The following is a 24,513-nucleotide window of genomic DNA, read 5'->3' on the forward strand; positions in this document are numbered from 1 at the left end:
TCATTGCTCACAGCAGGCGCATCAGGCGGAAGGACTTGATGGCGAAGCCGTGGCGCAGGTAGAGGCGGTGGGCGTCGTAGCGGTGGGTGCCGGCGTCGAGGTGGACCTGGGCGCAGTACTGGGAGCGGGCCTCGCGCTCGAGCCAGGCGAGCAGGCGGGAGGCGTGGCCCTGGCCGCGGGAGGCCGGGACGGTCGACAGGTCGTCGACGACCAGGACGCGGCCGTGCGCCAGCATGTGCAGGACGCGGAAGCCCGCGGCGGCGACGACCTTGCCGGCCGTCGGCTCCCAGGAGCCGACCAGCCGGTAGCCCTGCGGGCGCTGCACCTCGTTGACGAGCCGGACGAAGCCGGCCGAGGTCAGGTGCGGGCGCAGCTGGCGCATGGCGTCGTATGCCTGCTCGGTCGCGTCCGCACCCAGTTCCTCGATCTTCACAGTTGGTATTTTGTCAGTTGCGGGACGTGATAACGGGCATCCGGTCCCACTGGACTGTCAACGACTGTTGCCAGACAGTCACCCAGAGGCGCCCAAAGGGTGATGACCTGACCCAGGCGCGGCGGCGGGCAGTGCCGGCGCCGACGTGGCGGCCGCCTTAGATGCCGTGGGTCTGGAGCCACATCTCCAGGAGGGCGGCCTGCCAGAGGGCGTTGGCGCCGAGCCGGGTGCGGTTGTCGTTGGGGGCCGCGAGCATGGTCTTCACCCAGTCGGGGCGGAACAGGCCGCGGCGCTGGGCGGCCGGGTCGGACAGGGCGGACGTGACCCGTTCGAGGAACGGGCCGGACAGATGGCGGATCGCCGGCACCGGGAAGTAGCCCTTCGGGCGGTCGATGACCTCGGCGGGCAGGATCGAGCGGCTGATGTCCTTGAGCACACCCTTGCCCCCGGCGGCGAGCTTGAGCTCCGGCGGGCAGGCCGCGGCGAGCTCGACCAGCTCGTGGTCGAGGAACGGCGTCCGCGCCTCCAGACCCGCGGCCATCGTCATGTTGTCGACCCGCTTCACCGGGTCGTCGACCAGCATGATCGTGGAGTCGATCCGCAGCGCGGCGTCGACGACGGTCTCGGCACCTGGGGCGGCGAAGTGTCCCCGCACGAAGGCGCGGCTGGCGTCCGTGTCCAGCGCGTGGCCCGGCGCGAGGATCGCGGCGATGTCGGCGTGCGAGCGGTCGGAGAACACCCCCAGGTAGGCGTCGACGGCCTCGTCGCGCGCGACGCCCGCCAGCGGCGGGTACCAGGAGTAGCCGGCGAACACCTCGTCGGCACCCTGGCCGGACTGCACCACGGTGACGTGCCGGCTGACCTCCTGGGAGAGCAGGTAGAACGCGACGCAGTCGTGGCTGACCATCGGCTCGCTCATCGCGTCGACGGCCGCGTCGACGGCCGGCAGCAGCGCCTCGCCGGGGACCATGATCTGGTGGTGGTCGGTGCCGAAGTGCTTGGCCACGATGTCCGAGTAGTGGAACTCGTCGCCCGACTCGCCGCCGGCCGCCTCGAAGCCGACGCTGAAGGTCGCCAGGTCCGCCTGCCCGGCCTCGGCGAGCAGCGCGACGATCATGCTGGAGTCGAGCCCGCCGGACAGCAGCACGCCGACCGGGACGTCGGCGACCATCCGGCGGCGCACGGCGGTGCGCAGCCGCTCGCCGATGGCGTCGCGCCATTCGGCCGGCGTCCAGCTGGCCTGCTCGGCCTGGCGGGTGAAGTCGGGCCGCCAGTAGACCTCGTCGGTGCTGGTCCCGTCGGGCTCGATGACCCGGATGGTCGCCTGCGGGAGCTTGCGCACGCCGGTGAGGATCGTGCGCGGCGGCGGCACGACGGCGTGGAACGACAGGTAGTGGTGCAGGGCGACGAGGTCGATGTCGGTGTCCACCCCGCCACCGGCGAGCAGCGCCGGCAGCGTCGAGGCGAACCGGATCCGGTGCGGGTCCGCGGTGACGTAGAGCGGCTTGATGCCGAGCCGGTCGCGGGCGAGCACCACCCGGCCGGAGTCACGCTCGTGCACGGCGAAGGCGAACATGCCCGCGAAGTGGTCGACGCAGCGGGTTCCCCAGCGGTGGTATGCCTTGAGCACGACCTCGGTGTCCGACGTCGAGAAGAACCGGTAGCCGGCGGCCGTCAGCTCGTCGCGCAGCTCGCGGTAGTTGTAGATGCAGCCGTTGAAGACGACGGTGAGGCCCAGTTCGGCGTCGTTCATCGGCTGGGCGCCGCGTTCGGAGAGGTCGATGATCTTCAACCGGCGGTGGCCGAGAGCGACCGGCCCCGCCGCATGGACCCCGACGCCGTCCGGGCCGCGCCGCTGCATCGCGGCGGTCATCCGCGCGACCGCCGCGACGTCGGCCGGCCGGCCGTCGAGTCGTAGTTCCCCGCTCAGCCCGCACATGTCCGCTCCCTGGATCTCCCCGAACCGGCCTTCAAGGCGCATGCCGCGCCGTCTTGCGTACCCGTGCTCACGCCCGGAGGGACCGCCCTTCGGCCCGCCGACCGCCTCCCGTCGTTCATGACTGGTCACCGGGCGGCGCGGGCGCCCGCACCCACGGGCGCCCGCACCCACGCCGCCGTCAGGCGCGCAGGAGCCAGGTGTCCTTGCAGCCGCCGCCGCGTGAGGAGTTGACGACGAGGCTGCCGGCGGGGGCGACCCGGCTGAGCGCCGCCGGTGCCACCACGGTCTGCTCGCCCTCGTAGACGAAGGCCCGCAGGTCGACCGCGCGCGGCTCCAGCCGGCTCAGGCTCCCGTTGGTCCGGCCATCCACGGTCGCGGCCGCGGCGGTGCCGGGTGCCGGGTCATCGCCGTCCGGCGGATCGATGCCGGGCCAGGTCGGATGGGTGGACAGGGAGACGACCTCCTGCGCGATCCAGTGGCGCGGCTCGGCCAGCAGGCGCTCGCGGGCCGCCGTCAGCTCGTGCGGCTCGGCCGCCGGGCCGATCAGCACGCCGGCGCCGCCGTAGCCATCGGTCGGTTTGACGACCAGCTCGTCGAGGTGGCGCAGCACGTGGTCGAGCTGGTCGGGGTCGCCGCAGAGGTAGGTCTGGACGTCGTCGAGCAGGGGACGCTCGCCGAGGTAATAATTGATCATCCGCGGGACGTACGCATAGACGACCTTGTCGTCGGCTACGCCGTTGCCGGGGGCATTGGCGAGGGAAAGCGTGCTGGCGGCGATCGCGCTGATGAGCGCGGGACCCAGCGGCGCGCCATCCGCGCCGACGGCGGTGAACAGCTCGTCCTCGTCGATCCGGCGGTACAGCACGTCGACCCGCCGGCGCCTGCCCCCCGGCACCCGATGGCTGACGACGTCGTCCTCGACGAGGAGGTCCGCCGGCTGCACCAGCGGGACGCCCATGCGGTCCGCGAGGAAGGCGTGCTCGAAGTAGGCCGAGTCGTGCGGGCCGGAGGTGAGCACCGCGAGCGCCGGTTCTCCCAGCCCGTCCCTGCCGCCGGCGGCGGCCGGGGCCGCGGCCTGGAGCGCGGTGCGCAGCAGCGCCGGTACCCCTTCGAGGCCGAGGATGCCCGACGGCGAGGACAGCTCCGGCAGCGTCGCGCGGGTCAGCCGGCGCACCGCGACCGCGTAGCCGGCACCGGAGGGGACCCGCAGGTTGTCCTCGAGCACCAGCCACCGGCCGTCCTGGTCATGGACCAGGTCGATGCCGCTGACGGTCGCGCGGATCGTCCCCGCGGGGACGGCGTGACCCCAGTGGCGCAGGCCGGGCGAGTCGGTCACGATCCAGTCGGGGACGATCCCGTCGGCGATGGCGAACCGGTCCGAGTAGACGTCGCGGAGGAACGCCTCCAGCGCCCGCACGCGCTGCACGAGGCCGGCGCTGATCGTCGCCCAGTCCGCGGCGTCGACGATGCGCGGGACCAGGTCGAACGGCAGCGGGCGGCCCTCGGCCTCGCCGGCGACCCGGAACACCATCCCCCGGGACTCCTGCTCGGCGACCAGGGCGGCGCAGCGCGCGGTGAGGACATCCGGGCCGAGCCGCTCCAGGGCCCGCAGCACCCCGCGGTACGGCGAGCGGACCGGGCCCCGGGCGTCGACCGCCTCGTCGACGCCGCCCGCGTGGAAGCCGGGATGGGCCAGGTAACCGGCGAGCAGCGTCGGCGCCACCCGCTCGGCGCGCGAGAGCGCCGTGGAGCCCTCGGCCGCCGCCGCGGCCTGGTCGGCGGCCGCGCCGCCGCCGGCGGGAACGCGGGCGGCGGCGGGGACACCGGCCCGAACGCCGTGCGCGGTGGTGACCGGTTCGGTCTGGCGGGTCCGCGCCAGCACGAGGTCCGCGACGTCGGTGAGCAGGCCGCGCCGGTGGAACGCGCGCCGGGCCGCGGCCGCCGCGCTGCCCCGGTCGACGGCCTGCTCCGCGAGACCGCCGACCAGCTCCCAGTCCCCCGCGGCCGTGAGCTGCGGGCGAATCTGCTGCAGCAGCCGCGCCAGCAGGTCCTCGGCCGGTACCGGGCCGGCGCTGACGCCCGACAGCTCGATCAGGTCGCCCTCCAGCCCGGAGCGGGCCGCGCGCCACATGGCGGCGCGCAGCAGCTCGGGGCGGGGGGCGCTGAACGGGGCGCCGGTCTCGATCGCCTCGGTGGCATGGCTGACCAGGCCGCGGAACAGGCCGGCGACGAGCACCACGGTGTCGACGTCCGGGCAGGCGTCACAGACGCGCATCTCGAGCGTGGGCAGGTGGGCCGACGGGCGGACGTCGAAGTAGACCATGCCCGGGTCGCTGATCACGCCCGACTTCACCAGGTCCGCGACCAGGTGCTCGTACTCGGCGGCCGTCTGGAACGTCCCGGCGACGCCGGCGGTGGGCCAGCGTCCCCAGACCATGGTGCGCATGCTCGCGTAGCCGCTGTCGGCGCCCTGCCAGAACGGGGAGCTGGCCGAGACGGCGAGCAGCAGCGGCAGCCATGGGGCGACGCGGGCGATCACCGCCATCGCCGTCTCCCGGTCGGGGACGTCGACGTGCACATGAGCGCCGCAGATCACCTGCTCGCGGGCGAGGATCTGGTACTCCTCGGTCATCTGCAGGTAGCGCGGGTCGCTGTTGATCTCCAGGATCGTCGGGTCCACGATCGGCACGGTGCCGGCCGCGGCAGGCCCGAGACCGAGCGGCTCGGCGGCGGCGACGAGGCGCTGGCGCAGGTCGACGAGGTCGGCGCGAAGCGCGGCCAGATCCCTCGTCGGAGCGCTGTTCGTCTCGACGACGGAGTTCAGCAACTCCGGGGCGAAAGGACCAGCGGGTAGCTGTTCCAGGATCTCGCCGGCGCGGGGCACGAGCTGCCGGGTGGCCAGGTCGAGGATGTGGAACTCCTCCTCGACGCCGACGGCTGGAATGGGCGCGCCGCTCATGTTCTCCCACGCTACGTCGGGGCCGTTACAACGGCATGTCCACTGATCGGGACCTTCCCGATGTTCCGGCCATGAAACGTACTTTCCAGGCGTCACAATCGGTGATAATGCTAACAGTTTACTGTTTTGTCCGGTAACTCGGCGGCGCGGACCGGCCCGCGGAGGTGACGAGCGGGCCGGCCCGCGGGCCCGGTCAGGACCGCGGGCGCCCCGCGCCCCGATCACGCCGAGCGATAGCCAGCACGAACGGCGCCGGCTCCCAGTGCTCGCGGCGTAGGGTTGCGAGCATGCCCGCGAATACCGGTCCGAATGCAGTGAAAATGGTTTCGGAAACCGAATCGGCGCGCATTTCGACGGGAGTCCGGGGAATCGCCACGCGCACGGCCGGCCGACGCGTTCCCATGGGCTCCGCGCACCCGTGAGCATCCAGGACGGGGCGGGCGCGCATGCCGGTCATCCACCGCGCGACGGGCACCCGGACCGCGGCCGGGACGGGCACCAGGACGGCCGCGGGCACGCGGGCGACGACCACCACGACGAAGGTCACCTGGGCGACGGCCACGCGGGCGACGGCCACGGGCATGGGCACGGCGAGGGCCGCGGCCACCGGGGCGGGCACGGACACGGGCATGGCGGGCATGCGCATCGGCCGTCGGCGACGGCGGACGCGAGGCTCCTGTGGGCGGCGCTCGCGCTGATCGGCGGCTTCCTGCTGGTGGAGGTCGCCGTCGGCATCCTCGCCGGCTCGGTCGCGCTGCTGTCCGACGCGGCGCACATGCTCACCGACGCCGGGGCGCTGGTGCTGGCGCTGGTCGCGATGCGGCTCGCGGTCCGGCCGGCGGGCGGGCGACTCACCTACGGGTGGCGGCGGGTGGAGATCCTCTCGGCGCAGGCGAACGGTTTCGCGCTGCTGGCGCTCGCCGCGGTGCTCGCCGTCCAGGCCGGCCAGCGCCTGGTGCACCCGAACGACGTGGCCGGCGTCCCGGTGCTCGTCACGGCGCTGGTGGGCGTGGTGGTCAACCTCGCCGCGACGGCGCTGCTGGCCCGCGCGGACCGGCGCAGCCTGAACGTCGAAGGCGCCTTCCAGCATGTGCTCACCGACCTGTTCGCGTTCATCGCGACGGCCGCCGCCGGGCTGGTGATCATCATCACCGGCTTCACCCGGGCGGACCCGCTGGCGGCGCTGGTCGTCGCCGGCCTGATGGTCCGCGCCGGGGCCGGGCTGATCCGCGACACCGGCCGGGTGTTCATGGAGGCCGCACCGGTCGGCGTCGACCCGGCCGAGATCGGCCAGGCGCTCGCCTCGATCGACGAGGTGGCGGACGTCCACGACCTGCACGTCTGGGAGGTCACCTCGGGCCTGCCCGCGCTGTCCGCGCACCTGCTGGTGGACGAGGGCGGCGACTGCCACCGGGTCCAGAACACGGCGCGGCTGCTGCTGCGGGAGCGCTGGCACATCGACCACGTGACGCTGCAGGTGGACCACGCCGAGCCGGCCGTTCTCACCATCACGCTGGGCCCCCGCTGGCAGTGCTCCGTCACCCCGGTCACCCCGGTCACCACGACGCCGCGGCCCGCGCGGCAGGCGACGCCGCGGCCGCCGGCACCGCCGTCAGCACCGCCGTCAGGCGGCCACGGGGACGAGCGGTAGGGCGGTCCCGGGCAGCGCGCCCCGGATGTCGGCGGCGAGCAGGGACCAGTCGCGGGCGCGGGCTGAGGTCTCCCGGTAGGCGAGGCCGATCCGCCGCCGCGGCGCCGGGGTGCGGAAGGTGGCCACGGCGAGCCCCCTGCCCCTGCCCCGGCCCTCGCCGACCTCGACGGCGACGGCGGAGGCGGGCAGCAGGGTGACGCCGAGACTGCCGGCGACCATCTGCACGACCGTCGACAGGCTCGCCGCCCGCAGCGAGGAGCGCTCGCGCGCGCCGGCCTCGTGGCAGACCTCGAGTGCCTGCGCCCGGAAGCAGTGGCCGTCCTCGAGCAGCAGCAGGTCCTGGCCGCCGAGCGCGGCGACCGGCACCGCGGCGCCGCCGGCCAGCGGATGTCCGTCGGGGGTGACGAGCACGAAGTCCTCGTCGTAGACGGGGATCTCGGCGATCCCCCGCTCCTCGATCGGCAGGGCCAGCAGCGCGACGTCGGTCGCGCCGGCGCGCAGGCTGGCCAGCAGCGGGGTGGTCTGCTCCTCCCGCAGCGCGAACCGGGCCTCCGGCCGGATGTCACGCAGCATCGGCATGAGTCGCGGCAGCAGATACGGCGCGACCGTCGGGATGACACCCAGCGTGATGTCGCCGGTGAGCGGGGCCTGGGCGCGCAGCGCCACCGTCACGATGTCGTCGACGGCGGTGAGCACGTCGCCGGCGCGGCGGACGACCTCGTCGCCGACGGGGGTCAGCAGCACGCTGCGGGTGGTGCGCTCGACGAGCTGGATGCCCATCGTCCTCTCGAGCGCGGCGACGGCGCTCGACAGCGTCGGCTGGCTGACGTGCAGGGCGACGGCGGCCCGGCCGAAGTGGCGGTGCTCGGCCACGGCGACGAGCGCGCGCAGCTGAGCCAGCGTGGGCCGGGGCTTGGCCATAGAGAAACGCTATCAGTTCTTCGGAATCTTTCGATTTCTCTTCTGGGTCGGGCCGATCCACAGTGGACGGACGGACCTGCCGGACCGGGCCCAGGCGCCCAGGCACCGCCCCTCGCAGGTTCGCCCAAGAGCCAGCCCGGGCGTCGACAAGGTCGACTTCGAGCTGTGGTCGCTCGCGGCCTCCGCGGTCAACGGCTGCGGCCGCTGCCTGCGGGCGCACGAGCACGAGCTGCGCGGACGGGGCCTGGCCCGCGAGGCCGTCCAGGACGCGCTCCGGATCGCCTCCGTGGTCCATGCCGTCGCTGTGACCCTCGATGCTGAGGAGTTCACGCCGGTCGCGGCGTGACCGCTTCCCCGCCGGTTCCGCCTGAGAGGCGGAACCGGCGGGATCGGCGGCCCCGCCGATTCACACCGCCCACATCGATCCACACAACAAGCTCCTCGACCTGTCCGCGCGGAGACGGGAAGAGCGGCGGATAATTCCGGCTATTCAGGCATAGCCATGAAATGGCCACGACATTCGCAACAGGTTATGGCCTATGTAGAAATTCAAACGTGATCCCTGTCACCCGAGCAAGGGCGGTCGTTCTGGGGGCGACCCGATCCTGCTAGACAGAACCCCGTGATCGGGGACGAGGCGGGCATCCTGGCCGCCGGCGGCGCACCCCCGCCGTCGGCGAGCACCGACGTCACATCACCCTCCCGGCGCCTGGCAAGGCGTGGCGGCGGGCCGGGCGACCATCCGTCCCGCCCCACCCTGGCGGACACCGCCCCGGCGGCCGCCGCTCCCCGCCCCGATGCCGGGCCGTCGGCCGGCGCTCCGGCGCTCCGCGACAACCTCGCCCAGGCCGGCGACAAACCCATCCGGGTCGACGACCTCGCTCAGGCCGAGGACAACCTCACCGCCGCCGGCCTCACCGCCGCCGACCCCCTCACCGCGACCGACGACGATCTCGCGGCGGTCGGCGGAGCCGCGCGGCTGGAGAGCCTGCGGCGGCTGAGCGTTTGGTCTCGTGCCATCGCCGGAGCGGGCGGCCCCGCCCCGCACCCGCCGCGCGCCGCGGCCTCCGGCGCCGACGCCCCTCATGGCCTCCGCGAGGCACAGCCCGTGGGCGCCGAGGCTCCGGTCGCGGGCGAGACGCTCCTCGACGCGCCTGGCGCCGAGCCGGCCGACGACGCGGGTGTCTCGCCGGGCGACCCGTTCGGGGACGCGGCCGGGACCCGGGTGCTGACGGCCGCCGGGGGGCTCGCCAGCCTCACGATGACGGTGCCGACCTGGCTGACCGGCCCGGCGCCCGGCCCCCGGCTCAGCACCACCGCCGTCGCGGCCCTCGCCGAGATGGCCGTCGCCTCCGCCGCCGGGACCTGCCTGAGTCCTGGCGATCTGACCGTGACCACCACGCTGCAGCTGCGCACCCAGGGGCCGGTCGCCGGCTGGCCCGACCCGGACGACGTCGGCGCGCCTCGCCCACTCGCGTCGATGTTCATCCCCGACCCGGCGACCGACCGTCCGCGTGAACGACCGGTCCGGCTGCGCGCCGAGGCGTCGGTGACCCCCCTGGACGGCGACGAGCCGGATGCCCGGCTCCGGCGCGCGACCGTGACGGTCAGCACCCCCGACGGCCGCCCGCTGGCCGAGGCGTCCGCGATCTGCGCGGTGGTTCACCCGGCCGTCTCGGCGGCGGTCGTGCCGGCGACGGCCACCACCGCCACGGCCCCACGCTCGGATGATCCCGCCGCCAGCGACCGGCCCCGCCCGGTCGGCCCGGCGCGCGCGGCGGACGAGGCGGACGAGGCGGGCGTCGCCACCAGGGGCGGGATGGCGAGCGGGCCCGTCAGCCACGTGCCACCGCCGCACCCGCTGCTCGGCGCGCTCGGCGCGGACGTCCGCGGCGAGGGCGACAGGCTGCTGCTGCGCCTGCCGCCGGCCGGCTGGCTCGCGAACCGGCTCGGCCGGGTCCACGCCGCCGCCTGCTGCGCCCTCGCCGACGCGGCGGCCAGCACCGTGCTCGCCCGCCGGCTGCCGACCGGGTCGGCCGCCCATGTCCTGTCGTTGGACCTGACGGTGATCCGCCCACTGCCGATGGAGGACGACGTGGCGGYCGTGGCCACGGTCCGACATGTCGGACGGCGACTGGCCGTGGTCGACGTGGAACTCGGCCCCGCGGATGCGCCACCCAGCGTGCTCGCCAGGACCATGGTGGCCCTGGGCGCRCATCGCCGTCCGCAACCGTAAAATCGCAGGTCGCCAGCCGTTGCCGGGTGTACCCGACCCGGGCGTCGCCGATGGTCAGCGTTCCATCAACATATACAGATAGTAATCAACAATCTTCACAGTGTGTTACATCATTCGTATCACACCGTGGTATTACCTTACCCGTAACCGTACGACTACAGCACCCCCTGTAAGACTCGCGGCGACATCGCGACAGCGATCCACGCGGCCTGGCGGCAGGCCGCCGCCACTACAGGGGGACGACGTCATGGCGTTACTGCAACCGGCCACGAATCTGGACGCTGCGCGGCGGACCGTGCACCCGGTCCGCGTCACCCGGGTTGCCGGCGGCCTCGGCTCGGCCGGCGTCGCACGCCCGGCCCCGACCACCGTGCTCGACGACGGGCGCGTCGGGCGGCACGTGCGGGTACCTAAAACCGCCGAACTCGTGGCGGCGCATCTGCGCCGCCAGATCGTGCGCGGCGAGCTGGTCGAAGGCGACGCTCTGCCGCCCGAGGCCGTGCTGATGGAGCAGTTCGGCGTCTCCCGGCCGACGCTGCGCGAGGCGTTCCGGGTGCTGGAGTCCGAGGCGCTCATCTCGGTCCGCAGGGGCGCTCACGGCGGCGCCCGGGTCCACCGGCCGGACGGCCACGTGGCCGCGCGCTACGCGGGCCTTGTCCTCGAGCACCGCCGTACCACCGTCTCCGACGTCCAGCACGCGCGGGCGTCGCTGGAGACACCGGCGGTGCGGATGCTCGCCGAGGCACCGGCACAGCCGGCGCTGGGCCGGCTACGCGCGGCGCTGTCCGAGTCCGCGGCGGCGATCGACGGCGGCCGACGGGACGGTCAGGGAGGCCACGGCGGGCACGGCGCGGGCCAGCTCGGCGCCGCCGGCGCGGGCCTGGACAGCGCCACTCCAGACCCATGGGTGTCCCTGAACGGGTTCCACCACCTGCTCGTCGAGCTGGCGGGGAACCAGACACTCACGGTGATCGACAACATGCTCCGGCACATCCTGCACGCGACGACCAGCCATCAGCCGGGCGACCACTCGGACGCCGCCGGGTCCACCTTCACCGCGGACACGCATGGCTCGCTGGCCGAGCACCAGGAGGTACACAACCGCCTCGTCGAACTGATCGAGCGAGGCGAGACGGACGCCGCCGAGGCGCTCTGGCGCCGTCACCTGGCAGAGGCGGCCGACGAGCTCTCCTCGACGGCCGTCCTCGACCTCCTGGGCGGCTGACCGGCGCCCAGGCCACCCGGCCCGACGCCGGTCCTGGCGGCGTCGGCGGTGTCGGTGGTGTCCGAGCCGCCGGGCCCGCCTCGGCGGGAGGGCTCCGACCCGCGGGCTCGCCGCGCCGCCACGGACAGGGCCTTCGGTGACTCGCTGACGCGGGTCACCGAAGGCCCTTGTGGCTCGGCGCTCACCGGATCCACCCCGGGCGGCCACCCGGCCAGGACGCCCGGCGTCAGGTGGGTGATGGTTCGTCACGCGCAGTGGGAAAATTGGCATCGGCGCACCGAATCATGTGGCCATATGGTGGAGCGGGGGCGACGGGGGCTAGCGTGTCGGCATGGCGCCAGCGGGTCTTGCCTGGCAGACACTTCCTGAGCCAGGCGCGTTGGCACTCGTGGACACCGTCTCCCGACGGGCCGCGGCTCTTGCCCGCCCGCATCCCGCCGACCTGCCCATCGCGGAGATCGTCGCCGTCGAGCACGAGGTCCTGCGCTGGCTCGACCCGGCGACCCGGGCCGACGCCGAGGGCGCTCTCATCGACAGGCTCACCGGCGACCCGATGCCCACGCTGCGCGCGGTCTGCTGGCTGACGGCCTCCTGGGCGGTGGTGCTGCACCTGCGCACCGGCTACGCCCCGACGGAAGTGCTGCGCCAGCTCACGTTCGGCGGTGTCTGGCGGGGTCCTCAGGCCCCCGAGACGGAACAGGTCTGGGAGTTCCTCACCGCTCAGGTACGTGCCGGTGCGCTCGCGGCCCTGACCGACGACCCCTCGGTCGCGCACGCGTTTCACTCCGCCGCTGCCACCCGCGTCGCCGGCTATCCCGAATGCCTGCTGCACCACGGCCTTGTGCTGATGTCCGGCCTCTGGCTCACCCTCGCCGCCCACGGCGTGGAACCCCTCGATCTCGCCGCGACGCTCGCCGTCTACACCCACGACGCCTTCGACCGCCCCACCGGCTCCTTCCGACCGCTCACCTAGCGCCAGCCGGAGTCGCCGGCCAGGATCCAGAGGTCAGCCGGTCGTGGTCCTGGGCTGGCCAGCGGGTGGGGCTGACCTGCGGGTGCTCGTGGGCGGCGAGGAATAGTGGTGGCCGTAAGACGGAAAGGGATGACCTGGGCCGGCTCGAACCGCTACCGTGTGCCGACCGGTCTGGGACTGGCCAGTGCCCGGTCGTCGGTCCGGCCTCGTGGCCGGTACCGTGCCAGTTCTACGGTCATTGCGACCGGTCGGGCGGCGCGGGGACGCTCGTGCTCCACGAGGAGGTCATCCCAGGCGATGTCCGCGCGACAGGTGCGCAGGTTCCAGCTCGAGCGGGACGTGGACGTGTCCGGGGTGTCCGGGACCGGCGCCGTCGCGTTTGGCGCGCAGGCGCCGGACGGTACCTGTGTGCTCTGGTGGGCCTCCGGGCTGGAGTCGACCACCATCTACCCGAACATGGAGACCCTGCTCGCCATTCACGGTCATGGCGGGATGACGCGGGCCATCTACATAGACCCGGAGATCTGGGACAGCGCCACCGGGTCGAACGGCGACGGGGGCGGCGGCGAGGCCAGCCACCGGCTGGACGCCCTCGGCGCGCACGGCGACCATCCCAACGGCAGTCATCCCAACAGCGGCCGCGCCAACGGCTCCCGCGGTCATCTGACCGGCGGCGAGGCGCTCGAGGCCGAGGACGCCGGCGAGGCAGCCGCGGATCCGGACGAGGAGCCGGCCCGTTCGACGACCCGGGCCACCGCCCGCGGCGCCCCGCGCGCCGCCGCCCACCAGCCCGCCGTCCGCTCCGTGAGTCACGTCCTGCGCCCACCGACCCGTTCACCCTGATGGCTCTCGTTTCACCCTGACGGCTCGTTCGCCGTGGTCTCTCTCAGGGCGCCGAACGGACCGTCACCGGGAGTGGCTGGGTGGCGGCGGCGGTCGGGGTGAGGTAGCGGTCGTAGCGGGTGTCGCCGCGTAGGTGGCGCTCCAGGTAGGCGACGGTGTACCAGCGGGCGACCTGCTGGGCGAACGCCGCGTCGGCCAGCGGTGGCAGGCAGGTGAGCAGCGCCCCCAGCTGCATGCGCAGCCGGATCGCGGCGGGCACCCGCCCGTCCGCCGTCAGGTACACCTGGTCACACAGGTCGCTGAACGAGTTGTGCGTGGCACCGGTGACGACCACCTCCGCTCGGCCGGGTGACCCGGTGAGCTCACGGAACGTCCGGTCTGCGCCCGGCCCGGGAGGCGTGACGCCGTCGGCGGTGCCGGCGATCAGCAGGGTCGGGATCCGCACCCGCGCCAGCAGGCTCGCGGGTAGTGCCGCGCTCGCCGGCGAGATCCCCACCGACACCCGGACCCGGGGGTCGGCGGGGGCGCGCAGCAGACCCACGGACGACGCGATCGCCGTCAGGCCGCCGAAGGAGAAGCCGACGACGGCGACCTTGTCCGCCGACAGGATCGACGCGAAGGGGCGCCCGGGGCAGAGCATCCAGTCGAGGACCGCGCTGACGTCCATGGGCCGGTCGCCGGCCAGGTCGATCAGCGACTCGTTGGGCCCCGCGGCGACGTCGGCCATCGTGTCGCCCGGGTGGTCGGGCGCGGCGACGACGTACCCGCGGCTGGCCAGGGCCTCGGCCAGCGAGGCGAACTGCACCCGGCTGCCCGCGCTGCCATGCGAGAACACCACAAGGGGGAAGGGACCCCGCTCGGGTGGCGCGTCCGCGACCGCCACCCGCGACTGATAGCTCACCTCCGGCGCTATCTCGTACCGCGCCGGAACAGCGCCGTCACCCACGGGTGGGCCGGCGGCGGTGCCGGAGCGGCCGGCGGCGGCGCCCGTAAGACCGGCGGCACCGGCGGCACCGGCGGCGGCACCGGCGGCGGCGGTGTTCGCGGGATCGGCGGTGGCCGCGGCCCCCGGAGCGGGCAGCCGCGACCCCGTCGGATACCAGATGGAGGTGACCAGGGTGCGGTGGCGGCCGGCGTCGACGATGGTCACCGTGTGGAAGCCGACGCCGTGGCCGCCGGGCTTGTCCGGAGCGGTCAGGGGGGCCGCCCGGGCAGGCGGCGGCGTCACCGGGGCCGCCGCGGCGCCCGTCGCACGAAGCGTCGGCACGGCCGTCGGCTGGCCTCCGGCCGCCACCATCAGCGCGGCGATCAGCAGGCCGGCCAATCGGGCGAGACGCGGGTGAACCGGTGCGGCACGAATCCCCCGAGCACCCGGGCCTCGGCGGCCCGACGACGCACCCATGCTACGGACGGTAACCGAACTGGCCGATTCCCGTATCCGCGCCGCCGTGGTCCGAGGCCCACGCGAGGCCCAGCGCGCGGGTGCCCGGCGGTGCGGTCAGCGCGAGCCGAGCGCCTCCGCCCGCGAGCGGAGGCGCTCGGCTTCAGACCGCGAGGAGGCGGACCAGGTCGGCGTCGTGGAGGTCGGCGGCGGTGCCGGCATGGGCGACGAGGCCGGCGTCGAGGACGATGAAGCTGTCGGCGAGTTTGATCGCGGTGTCGAGGTACTGCTCGACGAGCAGGACCGCGAGCCCGACCTCGGTGTGCAGGCGCTCGATGACCTCCTCGATCTCGGCGACGATGGACGGCTGGATGCCCTCCGTCGGCTCGTCGAGGATCAGCATCTTCGGGCCGGTCACCATGGCCCTGGCCATGGCGAGCATCTGCTRCTGGCCGCCGGAGAGGAAGCCGGCGCGGCGCTTCAGGAACGGCCGCAGGCGCGGGAAGACGTCCAGCGCCTCGTCGATCGCGCCCTTTTTGCCCTTGGCCGCCTCCCAGGTGACCTGGAGGTTCTCGAAGACGGTCAGCTGCGGGAAGGTCTCATGGCCCTGCGGGCAGTAGCCCATCCCCCGTCTTACCCGGTCGTAGGTGGGGACCTTGGTGATGGCCTGGCCCTCGAACTCGATGGAGCCCCCCGTCGGGTGCAGGACACCCATGATCGCGTTCAGGAGGGTGGTCTTCCCGACCCCGTTTCGGCCCATGACGCAGACCAGGGAGCCGGTCGGAACCTCCAGGCTCACCCCGAACAGGACCTGCGCGCGGCCGTAGCCGACATCCAGCGAGGTGACCTTCAGCATCAGCTCGTCGCTCACGGTGCGGCCTCCAGCCCGAGGGCGGCCGCGGCCGCCCCGCCGGACTCGTCGTCTTCCTTCTTGCGGCCCAGGTAGACCTCCTGGACGCGTGGGTCCGCCTGGACCTCGGCCACCGTGCCCTCCGTGAGGACCCTGCCCTCGTGCAGGACGGTGACGACGCTGGCGAACCGGCGCAGGAACTCCATGTCGTGCTCGATGACGACGACCGTGCGCTCCTCGGCGATCTGCTGGAGCAGGACGCCTGTGCGCTCCCGCTCGTCCTTCGTCATGCCGGCGACGGGCTCGTCGAGGAGCAGCAGCTGGGGGTCCTGAGCGAGCAGCATGCCGATCTCCAGCCACTGCCGCTGGCCGTGCGAGAGGATCCCCGCCTTCCGGCCGRCCAGCTCGGCGAGCTGCGTCGTCTCCAGGACCCGCGCGACCGGGTCGCTGACGCCCCTGCGCCGCAGGAACAGCTTCGGGACGGGCATGCGGAAGCTCGCCGCCAGGTCGAGGTTCTCCAGGACCGTGAGGTCCTCGAACACCGTCGCGGTCTGGAACGTCCGGCCGATCCCAAGCTTCACGATCCGGTACTCACGCCGGCCGACGAGCTCCGTCCCCGCGAACCGCACCGAGCCGGCGGCGGGCTTCGTCAGCCCGGTGATGACGTCGACGAGGGTGGTCTTGCCGGCGCCGTTGGGTCCGATGAGGAAGCGCAGCTCGCCGCGGCTCACGGTGAAGTCAATGCCGCCGATGGCGACGAAACCGTCGAACACGACCCGCAGCCCGCGCACCTCGAGCAGCGCCTCGCCGGTCTCGGCGGTGCGCTGGGCCGGGATGGTGGTGGTCTCCGTGCTGGCCTCCTCGGACGTCGGCATCACACCGCCTCCTGCCTGGGCGCGCCCTGCTCGGGCACGACCACCGCCTGGTCGCCGGCCGGCGCGACGGCCGGTGGCGCGGTGGGTGGGGTGGGCCGGGACGGGGGCTTGATCCCCAGTTTCCTCATCAGTGCCGGCCCGCCGTCACGCAGCTGCTTGAGGAGCCCGGCGAGGCCCCTGGGCAGGAAGGCGATGACGCCGATGAACAGGGCGCCCTGGAAGTAGGTCCAGGCCGACGGGTAGTCCTCGGAGAACGTCGACCGTGCCCAGTTCACGACGACCGCGCCGATGATGGCGCCGGCGAGCGAGTAACGGCCGCCGACGGCCACGGCGATCACCAGCTCGATCGACGGGACGATGTCGAGCATGCCGGGGTTGACGATGCCGACCACCGGCACGATCAGCGCGCCGCCGACCGACGCGGTCACCGCCGAGATCGCGAACGCGATCGTCTTGATGACGGTCGGGTCGTAGCCGAGGAAACGGACCCGGTCCTCCCCGTCCCGGATCGCCAGCAGCAGCCGGCCGAACCGGCTCGCGACCACCAGGCGCAGCAGCAGGAAGATGACCAGCAGCACGCCGGCGGTGATGAAGTACAGCGTCCGGTGGCCCGCGTCGGCATAGGTGTCGATGCCGAAGAACCCGCTGAAGTTCGTCAGGCCGTTCGTGCCGCCGGTGTAGCCCTGCTGGCCGATCAGCAGGATCACGAAGGCGGCGGCGAGCGCCTGCGTGAGGATCGCGAAGTAGGCGCCGCGCACCCGCTGGCGGAACACCAGCAGACCGAGCAGCGTCGCGACCACGATCGGCAGGATGATCACCGCGGCGATCGCGACGACCGGGCTTCGGAAGGGTTCCCAGAAGGCGGGCAGCTTCTCGACGCCGCTCCAGTCCATGAAGTCGGGGACCTTGCCGGGCCCGGCGTCGTGCAGCTTGAGGTACATGCCCATCGAGTAGCCGCCGAGGCCGACGAACAGGCCCTGGCCGAGGGTGAGCATGCCGCCGTGGCCCCAGGCGAGACCGATCCCGATCCCGACGATGGCGTAGCACAGGTACTTCGTGAACAGCGGGAGGCGGAACGCCGGGTCCAGCACGTACGGCGCGATCACGCCGACCGCGATGACCACGACGAAGACGATCCGCCACGGCAGCTGGGGCGTCACCAGCCGGGCACGCCACCCGCCCTTCGCCGCGGCCGTCGTTCCCGTCGGGACCACCGTCGGTTCGGACTCCGAGGCCGTCACCGCCGGGGTCCCTGCTGGATCGGTGGAGCCCGCGGAGCCGATCCAGGAGGTCCGGCTCATGTGAGCGCCCGGCTGCGGAGGACGAACATGCCCTGGGGCCGGGCCTGCAGGAAGGCGACGATCGCGACGAACACGATCACCTTCGCCAGGCTGGCGTTCGACCAGAACTCGACATAGCTGTTGAGCAGGCCGAGCGCGAACGCGGCGATCAGCGCGCCGCGCAGCTGGCCGAGACCGCCGACGACGACCACGAGGAACGCGTCGACGATGTACTTGGTGCCGAGGGTGGGGCTGACCGTGCCGACCAGGGTCAGCGCGACCCCGGCGACGCCGGCGAGCCCCGAGCCGATGAAGAACGTGATCTGGTCGACCCGGTCGGTGCGGACCGCGCTGCACGCCGCCAGCTCGCGGTTCTGCATCACGGCCCGCATCCGCCGGCCGGCCGGGGTCCTGCTCATGTAGAACCAGATCCCCACCAGGCACACCGCCGCGAGGCAGAAGATGTACACCCGGTTGTAGGGAATCCGGATACCGCCCAGGTCGGCGCCCCCGATGAGCCAGTCGGGGGCGACGACCTGGACGCCGCGGTTGTCGATCAGGTCCCGAACCAGCTGCTGCAGGATGAGGCTGACGCCCCAGGTGAGCAGCAACGTGTCCAGTGGCCGCCCGTAGAACCTGCGGATCAGCGTCCGTTCGAGGATCACCCCGAACAGGCCCGCCACGACGAACGCCACCGGCAGGGCCGCGATGACCGCATTGTGCCCCGCCCAGCTCTGCAGCATGTACGTCGTGTAGGCGCCCACCATGATGAACTCGCCGTGCGCCATGTTGATGACGCCCATCTGACCGAACGTGAATGTCAGGCCCAGCGCCGCCAGCAGCAGCACCGCCCCGATACTCAGCCCGATTGGCAACTGGTTCAGGAACCCGTTCATGTCAACCGCCCTCTTTTATCTTCCCGGCGCGCCTACGAGGACAGCCCCTTGGCCCATGGGTACTCCGCGCCCTTCAGGTATGGATCGGGCTTGATCGGGCTCCCCGAGTCCCAGATCGACTTGATCTGGCCGTCGGCGCCGATAAGCCCGATTCGGGCGGTCTTGTAGACATGCTGGGTCGGGCCGTCGATCGTCACCTTGCCCTCGGGCAGGTCGAGCGAGATTCCGCCGGCCGCCTTCTTGACCGCCTCGACCTCGGTGGTGCCGGCCTTCGCGACCGCCGCCGCCCACAGGTTGACCGCGTTGTAGCCGGCCTCCATCGGGTCGGACGTCACCTTGTCGGAGCCGTACTTGGCCTTGAATGCCTTGACGAACTCGGTGTTCGCCGGGGTGTCGGTCGTCTGGTAGTAGTTCCAGGCGACGTACTGGCCGGACAGGTACTCGGCGCCGATCGCCTTGACCTCCTCCTCGGCGATGGACACGGACATGGTCGGGATCTGGTCCGGACCGATGCCGGCGGACTTCAGCTGCTTGAAGAACGCCACGTTCGAGTCGCCGTTGAGGGTGTTGAACACGAAGTCGGGCTTGGCCTGCTGGATCTTGTTGACGATCGTCGAGACCTCGGTGGAGCCCAGCGGGAGGTACTCCTCGCCAAGGACGTCCATCCCGTTCGCCCCGGCATACGCCTTGATGATCTTGTTGGCGGTGCGCGGGAAGACGTAGTCGCTACCGACCAGGAAGATCTTCTTCTTGCCCTGCTCCTTCAGGTAGTCCAGGGCGGGGACGATCTGCTGGTTGGTGGTGGCGCCCGTGTAGAAGATGTACGGGCTCTGCTCCAGGCCCTCGTACTGCACGGGGTACCACAACAGCGACTTGTTGCGCTCGAACACCGGCAGCATCGCCTTGCGACTCGCGGAGGTCCAGCCACCGAAGACGGTGGCCACCTTGTCCTGCGAGATGAGCTTCTGGGCCTTCTCGGCGAAGGTCGGCCAGTCGGAGGCACCGTCTTCGACCACCGGCACGAGCTTCTTTCCGAGCACGCCACCCTTGGCGTTGATCTGCTCGATAGCGAGCAGCTCGGAGTCCCGGACCGTCACTTCCGAGATGGCCATGGTCCCGCTGAGCGAATGCAGCAGACCAACCTTGATCGTGTCCGACGACGAACCGCCGTCAGACGATGAATCCCCCGACCCCCCACAGGCCGCGAGCAGGAGAGCGGGCAGCACCGCGAGCGGTGCGAGCCTACGCCAGGACTTTCCGAACAATTCCTTGCCCTCCCTAGGACGCTGGTATCGATCAGTGTAGGGAGAGCGGTTACCGGGAAGGCACCCCGGAGTTACTCGGATGTTAATCCGCGCGACGTGTCATTTTTGCGGCCGGCGGATCCCCCAAAAATCCGTGACCGAAAAACTCCCGACGCTAGGGCAATTATCGCCCGGCCGCCACCACTCGGGCCCGGAGTCACCAGATCGTTACGCCGGGACGCGGGTGTTTCCGGGCCGTTTCGCTAATTGTGGCCACACCATCGGGCGAGCTCCGGACAACCGTTCACCGACGTGCGCGCTTACTGTTCACCGACCCGTCGACGCACGCCCGTGTCACGCCTGTCACGACGTCGTGAACCGGTTGCAGTCTGACCGGCGCGATGGGGAGCCGGCCGCCCACATGGGCTACGGCCAGCGGTACAGGCCATCGACGGTGCCACCGGGGTGCTGGCCGAGCTTGTTGATCGTCATGATCTGGGTGTCGGCGGCGTCACGGGCTGGTGGCGGCGGCACATCGCCGTCGTCCAGCTCGGGTCCCCCGGCCCCCTGCGGCCCCGACGCGCCCGGGCCGGTCACGCCCTCGCCCGTCGAGGCGTCACCCCGCTGGGGTGGGCTGTCGGCATCGGCGGTGCCATCGGCCACCGAGCGCGGGTCAGGGGTATGCCTCCGGACCCACTGCAGTCCGCCGGCCCGCCGCCGTCCGGCGGGCCCGTCCTCGCCGGCCGGCCGGCGGCGGGCGGCCCGGCCACTCGGCGGGCGGCCCGGGTCATCTTCGGACGGCTCGTCGGCGACGGCACCCGGACCGGCCTTCCCGGCGTCCTCGTCGCTCTGGAAGTCCACCAGACCGTGCTCGGGACGTTCTCTGGGCACCGGGCCGGCCTGACCGGCCTGGCCCGTATGGCCGGCCTGGCCCGTATGACCGGCACGACCCATATGGCCGGCACGACCGGCGGGCCGCGCCGTCCCGCCGGCGCCGTCGCCCACGGCGCCAAGGCCCCCGTCACCTGCCGCCGCGCCCGGCCCGGCCTCGGCGGCGGTGCCGTGCATGTCCCGGCCGCCGGCGCCGAGCGGGCCGTCGGCCCCTCCGCCGATGTCCAGCCCGGTTCGGGAGCCGCCGGTGTCCTTGCCCGCGTCGGGACCAGGGCCGGCCGCGACGACTCCGCTCACGGACACGATGTCCCACGGCGCCGGTCCGACGCCGCCAGGCGTGCCCCAGGCGCCAGCCGCGTCCCAGCCACCAGGCGGGCCGTCCTGCCGGCCGGACGGCGAGCCGCCGCCTGACCGGTCGCCGGTCGGGTCGGGCGGGGAGACCCGGGCGCCGAACAGCGGGTCACGCCCGAGGTAGCCGACACGATCGAGCCCGAGCGGGTCGCGCCGGGACGCGTCGTAGCCGCCGTAGCCGCCGCCCTGATAGCCGTCGCCCGGCATGTCGCCGGGATGGAAGGCACCCCGGGAGAACCCGCCGCCCGTGCGCCCCGGGTCGGGGAAGCCGGGTGCGGCGTGGCCGCCGATGGGCAATGGCGCGCTCGGGGGCCCACCGAGTGGGAAGCCGTCCGTCGGCGGGTAGTCGGGCACCTGGTCGCCGGACGGCGGCGGCACGGACGGATATGGCGGCGGGTACGCCGGCGTCGCCGGCCCATAGGACCAGGTGGGGGCTCCTGCGCCACGGTCGGGCGGCGGCGCCGCGTCCGGGAAGGCCGGGTACGTCAGGGACGTCGGTCCCGTCGGAGGTGGCGAACCGGCCGGGAGGTCGTCGAGCCCGGGCCGCTCCCATGACACCGAGCCACGGTTCTCCGCGCGCCGGCGCTCCGCCTCGAGCCGTTCCCGGCGGATTCGCTCCCGCTCACGCTCGGCTCGGTCCCGCTCCGCGCGCTCCCGCTCCAGCCGCAGGGCCCGCTCGCGCTCGGCCCGCTCGAACTCGGCCCGCTCACGCCGGATGCGCTCCTGGTCGGCCCGCTCACGCTCCGCGCGTTCCCGCTCCATACGTTCCAGCTCGGCCCGCTCGAACTCGGCCCGTTCCAGCTCGGCCCGCTCGAACTCGGCCCGCTCCAGCTCGGCCCGCTCGCGCGCCGCGTGCTCGGACTCCACACGACCCGCATCCACGTGCACGAGCTCGGCCCGTTCGGCGTCGGCGCGGTCGTGCTCCATCAGATCGCCCGCGGTGGACCGCTCCGCGAGGAGCTCGGCGAGCGGGCGTGGCGGCCCGATGTGGAAGCCCTGCGCGTAGTCGACGCCGATGTCTCCCAGGGCACTGGCCAGCGATTCCCGGTCGACGTTCTCCGCGATCGTGTACATCCCGAGCGTGCGGGCGATCCGCACGACCGCGTCGACGAGGGCGATGTCCTGCGCGTTGACGTCCGCCTGCTGGACGAACTCCCCGTCGATCTTGATGCCGCTGAACGGCAGCGTGCGCAGGTGCACGACGGAGCCCATGCCGACGCCGAAGTCGTCGAGGATGAACCGGCAGCCGGCCGCCGTGAGTTTCGCCGCCAGCCGGCGGGCCGGCTCGATGCTCACCAGCGTGGACCGTTCCGCGATCTCCAGCCCGAGCCTGGCGGGGTTCACCCCGCCGATGCGCAGCGCGTCCAGGACGAAGTCGCCGAAGCCCGGGTCCTCGACGGACCGGGCCGAGATGTTGACGTGCAGGTAGAGCGACCCGTCCGGCCCGTCGGCGATCAGCGCGGCGACGGCCTGGCTGACCACCCACCGGTCCAGCCGGAGCACCAGCTCGGTCCGTTCGACCGGCTCGAGGAACTCCCGTGGGGACAGCTCGGGGGTGAGCCCGTCGCGCAGCCGCACCAGCAGCTCGTAGCCGATGACCCGGCGGGCGGCGAGGTCGACCAGCGGCAGCGCGTCGACGGCCAGCGTGCCGGCCTCCAGCGCGGCACGCACCCGCTGGGTGACGGACACCCGTCGCGCCGCCTGCTCGTACTGCTCGTCGCTGAACAGCCGGGCACGGTCGCGCCCGCCGCCCTTGGAGTCGTAGAGCGCGAGGTCGGCCTGGGCGAGCGCGGCCGTATCGTCCTCGACGGTGGCCAGCGGAACCACGCCGATGCTGACCGTCACCCGCAGCGCCAGGTCGTCGACCGGGATCGGCGAGCGCGCGACGGCCTGGCACAGCCGGTCGGCGATGGCCAGGCCGTCGGCGCCGTCGCCGTCCGGCAGCACCACGGCGAACTCGTCACCGCCAAGCCGGCCAAGCACCGCCTCTGGCAGTTCGTCGCGCAGGATCTGCGTCAGGCCGCGCATGACCGTGTCGCCCACGGCATGACCGCGCAGGTCGTTGATGTCCTTGAAGTGATCGACGTCGATGATCAGCAGCGTGCCGGTGCGGCCGGGCGGGGACGCGGCGAGATGCTCGCGCAGCTCCCTGGTGATGGCCCGCCGGTTGAACAGGCCGGTCAGCGCGTCTCGCTCCGCCAGGTGCGCCAGCTCCTGCTGGACGCGGTGCAGGTCGGTGATGTCGCGCGCGGTACCGAGGATGCGCGCCGCGCGCCCGGACTCGTCGGGGACGGACTCGCCGTGGCATTCGAAGACCCGTTCGCCCTGGCCGCCGTGGCCGAGGAGCCGGTGGACGARGGTGAACGTGCCGGGAGTCTCGATCGCGTCGCCGATCTGGCGGCGGATCGCGCGCCTGTCGGCGGCTGGCAGCTGGGACTGGATCTGCTGGAAGTCGACCTTCTCGGCCATGCCGAAACCAAGCAGGGCGAGCAGGTTGCGCGACAGCGCCACCTGGCCCGTCTTCAGGTCCCACTCCCACGTTCCGGTCCGGGTGAGTACCTCGATGCGGTCGAGCCGTTCCGACGTCGCGACCGCCGGCGGGGCCGGCGAGGACCGCTGGTCCGGGAGGACCGGCCAGACGGCCCCGGCATCGGCGGGGATGGACGTCGGCGGGGATGGCGGGGATGGGGATGGTGTGGATATGGACAGGCTGCCCGCGGGGCGGACCATCGCGACGGTCGCCGCGTCAACACTCGGGCCCCAGGCCGCGCTGTCCCATTCGGACGTGCCCCGCCAGGTGTCGTCGCCACCCGCGAGGGTGCCCGACTGGTAGCCGGCGGTGACATCGAAGAGCTCATAGAGCGTGAGGCCGTCCGCCCAGCCGGCGCCGGGCAGCGTGAGCAGCTGGCAGCGCAGCCGCAGCCAGCGGGCCGACCCGTCGGGCGCGGTCCAGCGGACGTCGACCGGAGCGGCGCCGGGCACGAGACCCGACAGGGGCAGCCGCGCCTCCGCGACCGCGTGACGCGCCTGAGCACGCCCGAACGGCCGGTCCCCAGGCCCGGTCTCCCCGGCGGGCCGGCGAGACCGGTCCACCAGGTCCGCGGGATCCGCTGGGAGGTCTGTCGGCGGATCCGTGAGGAGCCGCTCGTCGGAGTGGCTGTCGATGTCGTCGCCGGCGACCTCGCCGACCTCGCCGGCCACGTCCGCGGTCTCGACGGCGGCGCCGCCGTCCTCGCGGCCCCCTGGCCCGACACCGACGACCGCCGCCAGCGCGGCGTTGACCCAGACGACCCGGCCCTCGGTGTTCACCACCAGCAGCCCGGCCGAGACCGCGTCGGCCACCAGCCCAGTCACCGCGGCGACCAACGCACCTCCCGCGCAGCGTCTACCTGGCCGCGCGACCATCCGCGCTGGCCAGGCCCTCCGCTGGGCAGTCTAGCGGCAGTCGTCCGAGTACATTCCGTTAGGTCCGCTTCGCGGCGCGAAACCGCCACGCCGCGTAGCCGTTTCACGCCCCCGCGCGCACCGCCCGGTATCCGTTCCCCACCAGCCAGGAACTCGGCGC

At 73.0% G+C, this 24,513-nt stretch carries 16 protein-coding genes and 1 pseudogene; 6 read left to right on the plus strand and 11 right to left on the minus strand.

Going from position 1 to position 24,513, the window contains the following annotated elements:
- Positions 1–7: 7 nt before the first annotated feature.
- The 3 genes from BL253_RS07175 to BL253_RS07185 all read right to left on the minus strand — a co-directional run bounded on the left by BL253_RS07175 (position 8) and on the right by BL253_RS07185 (position 5,331).
- Positions 8–433, minus strand: a complete 426-nt coding sequence (locus tag BL253_RS07175; RefSeq protein WP_076814690.1) for a GNAT family N-acetyltransferase — start codon at positions 431–433, stop codon at positions 8–10.
- Positions 434–590: 157 nt separating this feature from the next.
- The gene (locus BL253_RS07180; RefSeq protein ID WP_076814963.1) at positions 591–2,372 is read right to left on the minus strand and encodes an N-acetylglutaminylglutamine amidotransferase; all 1,782 of its coding nucleotides are present in this window, start codon (positions 2,370–2,372) and stop codon (positions 591–593) included.
- A gap of 178 nt (positions 2,373–2,550) precedes the next feature.
- Positions 2,551–5,331, minus strand: coding sequence for a carboxylate--amine ligase/circularly permuted type 2 ATP-grasp protein (locus tag BL253_RS07185; protein ID WP_076814693.1), 2,781 nt, complete (start codon positions 5,329–5,331; stop codon positions 2,551–2,553).
- Between the two features lie 418 nt (positions 5,332–5,749).
- Here BL253_RS07185 and BL253_RS07190 point away from each other — a divergent pair, with 418 nt between their 5' ends.
- Positions 5,750–6,982 (plus strand): cation diffusion facilitator family transporter, encoded by a 1,233-nt coding sequence (locus BL253_RS07190; protein ID WP_081438070.1) that lies wholly within the window; start codon positions 5,750–5,752, stop codon positions 6,980–6,982.
- Here the strand turns inward: BL253_RS07190 and BL253_RS07195 are convergent.
- Positions 6,956–7,903: a LysR substrate-binding domain-containing protein gene (locus BL253_RS07195; protein ID WP_076814695.1), complete on the minus strand. Its 948-nt coding sequence runs from the start codon at positions 7,901–7,903 to the stop codon at positions 6,956–6,958. The two genes, BL253_RS07190 and BL253_RS07195, sit on opposite strands and share 27 nt — an antisense overlap.
- Positions 7,904–8,033: 130 nt before the next feature.
- On the opposite strand from BL253_RS07195, the pseudogene BL253_RS40170 reads away from it, so the two are divergent.
- From BL253_RS40170 to BL253_RS07220, 5 genes and pseudogenes are all read left to right on the plus strand, one after another.
- Positions 8,034–8,249 (plus strand): annotated as a pseudogene (locus BL253_RS40170) (carboxymuconolactone decarboxylase family protein); the annotation flags it as partial.
- 276 nt (positions 8,250–8,525) lie between these two features.
- Positions 8,526–10,139 (plus strand): hotdog domain-containing protein, encoded by a 1,614-nt coding sequence (locus BL253_RS07205; protein WP_241834592.1) that lies wholly within the window; start codon positions 8,526–8,528, stop codon positions 10,137–10,139.
- A gap of 247 nt (positions 10,140–10,386) precedes the next feature.
- Entirely contained in the window at positions 10,387–11,364 is a 978-nt protein-coding gene (locus tag BL253_RS07210) for a FadR/GntR family transcriptional regulator (protein ID WP_076814698.1), read from the plus strand.
- Between the two features lie 388 nt (positions 11,365–11,752).
- The gene (locus BL253_RS07215) at positions 11,753–12,337 is read left to right on the plus strand and encodes a hypothetical protein (protein WP_338013695.1); all 585 of its coding nucleotides are present in this window, start codon (positions 11,753–11,755) and stop codon (positions 12,335–12,337) included.
- A 297-nt stretch (positions 12,338–12,634) separates the two neighbouring features.
- Entirely contained in the window at positions 12,635–13,180 is a 546-nt protein-coding gene (locus BL253_RS07220) for a hypothetical protein (RefSeq protein WP_076814702.1), read from the plus strand.
- A 43-nt stretch (positions 13,181–13,223) separates the two neighbouring features.
- Here BL253_RS07220 and BL253_RS07225 read toward each other — a convergent pair whose 3' ends face one another.
- The 7 genes from BL253_RS07225 to BL253_RS07255 form a co-directional block, all read right to left on the minus strand.
- Positions 13,224–14,447, minus strand: a complete 1,224-nt coding sequence (locus BL253_RS07225; RefSeq protein ID WP_241834593.1) for an alpha/beta hydrolase family protein — start codon at positions 14,445–14,447, stop codon at positions 13,224–13,226.
- Positions 14,448–14,724: 277 nt separating this feature from the next.
- Entirely contained in the window at positions 14,725–15,432 is a 708-nt protein-coding gene (urtE, locus tag BL253_RS07230; protein ID WP_081438072.1) for an urea ABC transporter ATP-binding subunit UrtE, read from the minus strand.
- Positions 15,429–16,286, minus strand: coding sequence for an urea ABC transporter ATP-binding protein UrtD (urtD, locus tag BL253_RS07235; RefSeq protein ID WP_096335939.1), 858 nt, complete (start codon positions 16,284–16,286; stop codon positions 15,429–15,431). Before urtD ends, urtE begins: the two co-directional genes overlap by 4 nt.
- The gene (urtC, locus tag BL253_RS07240) at positions 16,286–17,527 is read right to left on the minus strand and encodes an urea ABC transporter permease subunit UrtC (RefSeq protein WP_076814971.1); all 1,242 of its coding nucleotides are present in this window, start codon (positions 17,525–17,527) and stop codon (positions 16,286–16,288) included. Before urtC ends, urtD begins: the two co-directional genes overlap by 1 nt.
- 56 nt (positions 17,528–17,583) lie before the next feature.
- On the minus strand, positions 17,584–18,462 hold the full coding sequence (gene urtB, locus BL253_RS07245) for an urea ABC transporter permease subunit UrtB (RefSeq protein WP_076814706.1): 879 nt from the start codon (positions 18,460–18,462) through the stop codon (positions 17,584–17,586).
- A 32-nt stretch (positions 18,463–18,494) separates the two neighbouring features.
- A complete protein-coding gene (gene urtA / locus BL253_RS07250) occupies positions 18,495–19,688 on the minus strand; it encodes an urea ABC transporter substrate-binding protein (protein ID WP_274535194.1) in 1,194 nt (397 codons plus the stop codon).
- A gap of 444 nt (positions 19,689–20,132) precedes the next feature.
- Positions 20,133–24,302, minus strand: a complete 4,170-nt coding sequence (locus BL253_RS07255) for an EAL domain-containing protein (RefSeq protein WP_241834595.1) — start codon at positions 24,300–24,302, stop codon at positions 20,133–20,135.
- Between the last annotated feature and the right edge of the window lie 211 nt (positions 24,303–24,513).

It is taken from the genome of Pseudofrankia asymbiotica (assembly GCF_001983105.1).
Taxonomy (GTDB): domain Bacteria; phylum Actinomycetota; class Actinomycetes; order Frankiales; family Frankiaceae; genus Pseudofrankia; species Pseudofrankia asymbiotica.

Excerpts from the sequence above, each read along its gene's own strand:
- BL253_RS07180 (WP_076814963.1), bottom strand. The coding sequence starts at position 2,372 with ATGTGCGGGCTGAGCGGGGAACTACGACTCGACGGCCGGCCGGCCGAC.
- BL253_RS07185 (WP_076814693.1), bottom strand. The coding sequence starts at position 5,331 with ATGAGCGGCGCGCCCATTCCAGCCGTCGGCGTCGAGGAGGAGTTCCAC.
- BL253_RS07195 (WP_076814695.1), bottom strand. The coding sequence starts at position 7,903 with ATGGCCAAGCCCCGGCCCACGCTGGCTCAGCTGCGCGCGCTCGTCGCC.
- BL253_RS07210 (WP_076814698.1), top strand. The coding sequence starts at position 10,387 with ATGGCGTTACTGCAACCGGCCACGAATCTGGACGCTGCGCGGCGGACC.
- BL253_RS07220 (WP_076814702.1), top strand. The coding sequence starts at position 12,635 with ATGTCCGCGCGACAGGTGCGCAGGTTCCAGCTCGAGCGGGACGTGGAC.
- urtB (WP_076814706.1), bottom strand. The coding sequence starts at position 18,462 with ATGAACGGGTTCCTGAACCAGTTGCCAATCGGGCTGAGTATCGGGGCG.